Annotated in this window: 3 protein-coding genes and 1 pseudogene; 1 reads left to right on the top strand and 3 read right to left on the bottom strand. The window is 68.2% G+C overall.

Going from position 1 to position 5,194, the window contains the following annotated elements; translation table 11 throughout:
* Positions 1 to 135: 135 nt before the first annotated feature.
* Positions 136 to 2,043 (top strand): alpha/beta hydrolase family protein, encoded by a 1,908-nt coding sequence (locus AC5JJ2_RS18055; RefSeq protein ID WP_495859417.1) that lies wholly within the window; start codon positions 136 to 138, stop codon positions 2,041 to 2,043.
* Here AC5JJ2_RS18055 and AC5JJ2_RS18050 read toward each other — a convergent pair.
* The 3 genes and pseudogenes from AC5JJ2_RS18050 to AC5JJ2_RS18040 all read right to left on the bottom strand — a co-directional run.
* The gene (locus tag AC5JJ2_RS18050) at positions 2,027 to 3,592 is read right to left on the bottom strand and encodes a GNAT family N-acetyltransferase (RefSeq protein ID WP_495859416.1); all 1,566 of its coding nucleotides are present in this window, start codon (positions 3,590 to 3,592) and stop codon (positions 2,027 to 2,029) included. The two genes, AC5JJ2_RS18055 and AC5JJ2_RS18050, sit on opposite strands and share 17 nt — an antisense overlap.
* Positions 3,593 to 3,667: 75 nt before the next feature.
* Positions 3,668 to 4,687, bottom strand: a complete 1,020-nt coding sequence (locus tag AC5JJ2_RS18045) for a D-alanine--D-alanine ligase family protein (RefSeq protein ID WP_495859415.1) — start codon at positions 4,685 to 4,687, stop codon at positions 3,668 to 3,670.
* A 100-nt stretch (positions 4,688 to 4,787) separates the two neighbouring features.
* A pseudogene (locus AC5JJ2_RS18040) lies at positions 4,788 to 5,194 on the bottom strand (hypothetical protein); the annotation flags it as partial.

Here is a 5,194-nt window from a genome sequence, read left to right as displayed (position 1 = left end):
TCCCCCCAACCCGCGGATTTTCGGAATCGCCCGGCCCCATATCGCCGCCGGCTTGCCGGGGGGGTTTGCGGCTCCCAAAAACCCCGCCGGCAAGCCGGCGGCTATATAAAAACCCACCCCGCCGGAGATCACCTCATGCGATTCGTCCCCGCCCTGCTGTTGCCGCTCTTGCTCGCCGCCGACGGGCCGTCCACGCAGTTCCTCGACTTCGTGAAGGCCCAGGCGAAGGCCCTCCGCCAGAACGACAAGCCGCCGACGACGCTCGCCGACTGGACGGCGCAGCGGGCCGACCTCCGCACGAAGCTGCTCGCCGCGTGGGGCGGGTTCCCGGAGAAACCGTGCGACCTCGCCGTGCGGAAGCACGGCGAGTTGAAGCGCGACGGCTACACGGTCGAGAAGGTCACGTTCCAGACGCGGCCCGGCGTGCGGATGACGGCGAACGCCTACGTCCCGGACAAGAAGGGCAAGCTCCCGGCCCTCCTGATGGTCCACGGCCACTGGAAGGGGGCGAAGCAAGACCCGGTGGTGCAGGCCCGGTGCATCGGGGCGACGAAACTCGGGTTCTTCGTCCTGTGCGTGGACGCCTTCGGCGCGGGGGAGCGGGGCATCACGAAGAACCTCGGCGAGTACCACGGCGAGATGGTCGCGGCCACGCTCCTGCCCGTCGGCCTGCCGCTGTCCGGGCTACAAGTCTACGAGAACATGCGGGCCGTCGATTACCTGCTGACGCGGCCGGAGGTGGACGGCAAGCGAATCGGCGTCACCGGCGCGAGCGGCGGCGGCAACCAGACGATGTACGCCGCCGCGATGGACGAGCGGCTGAAGGCGGCCGTGCCGGTCTGTTCCGTCGGCAACTACCAGGCGTACCTCGGCGCGGCGTGCTGCCTGTGCGAGGTCGTGCCGGGGGCGCTGACGTTCACGGAAGAGTCCGGCCTGCTCGCGATGGTCGCCCCGCGGGCGCTCATGGTCGTGAGCGCGACGAAGGACGCCCCGCAGTTCTCCGTGGACGCGGCGAAGGTGTCGATCGCGGCCGCGAAGCCGGTGTTCAAGCTGCACGGCAAGGAGGCGAGCCTCCAGCACGCGGTCTTCGAGAGCGGCCACGATTACAACCGGGCGATGCGGGAGGCGATGTACGGCTGGATGACGCTGCACCTCAAGGGCGAGGGCGACGGCTCGCCGGTGAAGGAGCCGGAGGTGAAGCCGGAGAAGCCGGAGGACTTGCGGTGCTACCCCGGCGACACGCGGCCGGACGACTTCGTGACGCTGCCGAAGTTCGCGGCCGCGGAGGGAAAGAAGCTGCTGGCGGTCAATCGCAATCGCGACGATCGCACCATGAGTCTGGTGAAACTTCTACGACTACCCACGGACGACACGCACGAACCGCGCTTGACGGCTTCCGCCTTCGCCGGCAAGACCGGCACCGCGGTGATACTCGTGAGTTTCGAGGACCGCGAAAAGGTGGCGAAAGGCGCGTTGGCGGAAGCTATTCGCTCGGCGGGGCATCGGCTCGTCGTGTTGGAACCGCGGGCGGCGGGCGGCACCGCCGTGAAGGGAGATGTCATCGGACGGGCACCGGATCACAACTCCGCGGAGTGGGCGTTGTGGATCGGCCGGCCGCTGCTGGGCCAGTGGGTCAACGACGTGTCGCGGCTGGCGGCCCAGGAGGAGTCGAAGGATATCGTGGTCATCGGTGACGGACCGGCCGGGTTGATCGCCCTCTGTGCGGCCGCGACCGAGCGGCGCGTCACGAAGGCCGTCGCCGTTAACACGCTGGCCAGCTTCGTGACGGACGAACCCTACTTCGGGCAGCGGCTGGGCACGATGGTTCCCTCCGTGCTTCGAAGCGTCGGGGACGTGGGCCACATCGCCGCCCTGGGGATGAAACGGGTCGTGATCGCCGGCGGCGTCTCGGCCGGCGGCAAGCCCCTCGGCGTCGTGCAAGTTCGCGAGGCGTTCAAACCCGCCGGCGGCTCGTACACGGAGGATTTTTTGAAGATTATCGAAAAGACCACGCCCGCGGAGTTGCTCAAGGCGCTGGAGTGATCGAAAGCCCCGGCACGGCCGTGCCGGGGCTTTCGGCCTTCAACACCTTCGCGAACGTCAGCCGCGAGCACTGGTCGCGGTAGTAGTCCGGAACCTCGCCGCACGTCGCGTACCCGCACCGGAGCAGGAACTGCCGAAGCCCGCCGGTCGCCGGGGCGGACGTGAAGCTCGCCGCCACGAACCGGCCGCCGGCGGCCGCGATTTGCTTCTCCAGTTCCGCCAGCATCGCCCGGCCGCAGCCCTGCCGCCGCAGCGCCGGATCGACGGCGACGAAGTCGAGGCGGTAGACGCCGTGCCGGACGTTCTCCACACTCGCGAACGCCACGCCGCCGACGGCGGAGCCGTTCGTCAGCACGACGCCGAAGTCCGTCCCGACCGGCTCGCACTCCTTCCACAGCGCCTCGTCGATCCACGCCAGGGCCGGCGGCCCCTCGGCCGCGCTCGCCGGCCGCACCCGCCAGCCGGCCGGCAGCGCCGGAACGACCGCCGGCGGCTCGACGGCCTTCCTCGTTTCCCACCCGTCGGCCAGTTCCGGCCTTGGCCCCCGACGCAAAGCCGAGTTCACCAGCCCGAGGATGAACTCCGGGTACGGGATGTTCGCCGTCGCCAGCGCCGCCGCGACGCCGGCGAGCGGGTTGATGCAGGGGTTCGGGTTCACCTCCAGGATGTACGGCTCGCCGGCGGCCGTCAGCCGCACGTCCACGCGGGCGTAATCGCGGTAGCCGACCAGCTCGCTCGCGCGGACGCACACGTCGCTAAGCTTTTTTTCGACCTCCGGGTCGATGGGGTCGGGCGGGTTCTTCACCGGCGTGGCCTTGTAGTCCCGCGAGTCCGGCTTCCACTTCGCGTCGAAGCTGACGATCGGCCAGATCGGGTCGTCGCCTTCTTGTTCCAGGAACACGATCTCCGTGAACGGCAGCGTGACCGCCGTGCCGTCGCGGTTCCAGACGCTGATGTGGAACTCCCGCCCGCGGACGAACTGCTCGACCAGCACCGGCGGGCCGTAGGTGTCCAGGACGTGCTTCACTCGGGCCTCGAGCGCCGCCTGCGTCGTGACGACGGCGTTCTGGTCGATGCCGACGCTCGCGTCCTGCAGCGCCGGCTTCACGATCACCGGCCACGGGAGCGGGCACGGCGGGACCGGCAGCGCGTCGAGCATGAAGAACTTCGCCGTCGGCAGCCCGGCCGTTTGCAGCAGCTGCTTCGTCAGCGTCTTCGACTTCGCGACGAGGATCGGCTGCACGGACGAGCCGGTGAACGGAATCTTGAGCAGTTCGAGCAGCCCGGCGACGTAGGTTTCGCTCTCGCCCCACGCGGCCGTGCCCTCGTAGACGTTGAACACCACGTCCGGGGCCTGCGCCTTCAGCCCGTCGATGATCGCGGCCGGGTCGGTCCCGACGCCGAGGCGGGCGAACGGTAGGCCGGCGTCGAGCAGGATTTTCGAGACGACATCGACCGTGTCGAGAACGTCGTGTTCGGAGTCCGCGTCCGGGTGGTCCGGGGGCAGCGTCGGCTCGTTGTACAGGATCGTGACGCGGGGGAGGCGCATGACGGGTGGTTCCGTTCGGCGGGTTTCATGACCTGGACCAATTCAAAATAGCGAAATGAAATATGCAAAATGAAATCACCGCGGCGTGCGGTCGATGGCGGCCGTCACGATTCGCGTCACCAAGTCCGCGTGCGTGACGCCGAGGAGGTTCGCCATGATGACGAGGTCGCTCGACTCCGGGTTCAGCCCCGGCAGCGGGTTGATCTCGATGAAGTACGGCACGCCGTCGCGGACGCGGAAGTCCAGCCGGGCCACGTCCCGGCAGCCGAGCAGGTCGAACACCGTCAGCGCCGCCGCCTCGATGTCCCGCAGCACCGCCACCGGCAGCGCCGGCGGGCAGGCGTAATCGACGAGGTTGAGGTACTCCCGCTTCACCTCCAGGCTGTAGACGAAGTGTTCCGTTTGCTCCCGCGGCGCGATCGACATGACGCCGAAGACTTGCGGCGGGTCGTTGCCGATGACGCCGACCGTCACCTCCGTTCCGGTGATGAACTCCTCCACGAGCACCGGCTGGCGGTACTCCTCCCACAGCTTCATCACGGTCGGGCCGAACTCCTCCGGCGTGCGGATCAGGCAGCGGTTGCGGACGCCCTTGCTCGACCCCTCGAACGTCGGCTTCGCGATCACCGGCAGCGGCAACCCGCTCGCCTCCAGCACGGCCGGGAACTCGGCGTAGTCGCCGTCGTAGGGCGTCGCGTCGAACTTCAGCGTTAGGCCCTTCGGGACGACCACGTCGGCCGTCTGCACCAGCCGGCGGGTCAAATCCTTGTCCAGCGCGACGGCCAGCGCGAGCGGGTCCGACCCGGTGTACGGGATGCCGAGCATCTCGCAGACGGCCGGGACGCGGGCCTCCCGCGAGCGGCCGACGCCGGTGCCCTCGGCGAAGTTGAACACGAAGTCCGGCTTCGCCCACAGGACCTTTTCGAGGAACGCCTCGCCGTCGTGCAGGTGCGTGACCGTGTGGCCCATCTTCTCTAGCACGGCGGTGATCGCCTGGATGGTGACCGGCGCGTCGAACTCCTCGTACAGGTCGTCCGGCGCGTCGGCGGGCAGTGGCTCGTCCGGCTTCAGGTCGAAGGCGATGCCGAAATTCATAACTCACCAAAAATTGAGCCACAGATAAACACAGAGAGCACGGATCAAAACATTTTTATGTCTGATCCGTGCTCTCTGTGTTTATCTGTGGCCGTTCTTGCTAACTCGTCACCGCGTGGTGGCCGTTCTTGCCGTTCTTGACGGCCTTGACCGGCTTCCGCTTCGGCGTCGCCTTGCGGATGATCGACAGCGGCAAGATCGGCTCGGCCGGCTTCTCGCCGTCGCCGCACCCGCCGGCCTCGTAGCCGGGGTCGATCACCTGCAGCTTCTTCCGCCGGCGGGCCATCCGCTCGTTGCCTTCCGGCATCAGCGAGGTCTTGTCGCCCTGCAAGAGGCCGCTCACGCCGCGGGTCGGCGTCGGGGCTTCCGGGGTGCTCTTGTCCTCCGCCTGGTAGCGGATGAGCATCCCCTCGTAATTGCGGAGGACGACGGCGTCGTCGCTCATGCTGACAAGGTAGTTCGGCATGAGCGGAATCTTGCCGCCGCCGTGCGGGCTGTCCACCACGT

The sequence above is a fragment of the Limnoglobus sp. genome, from assembly GCF_059499385.1.
This window is presented reverse-complemented; position numbering and strand designations above follow the sequence as displayed.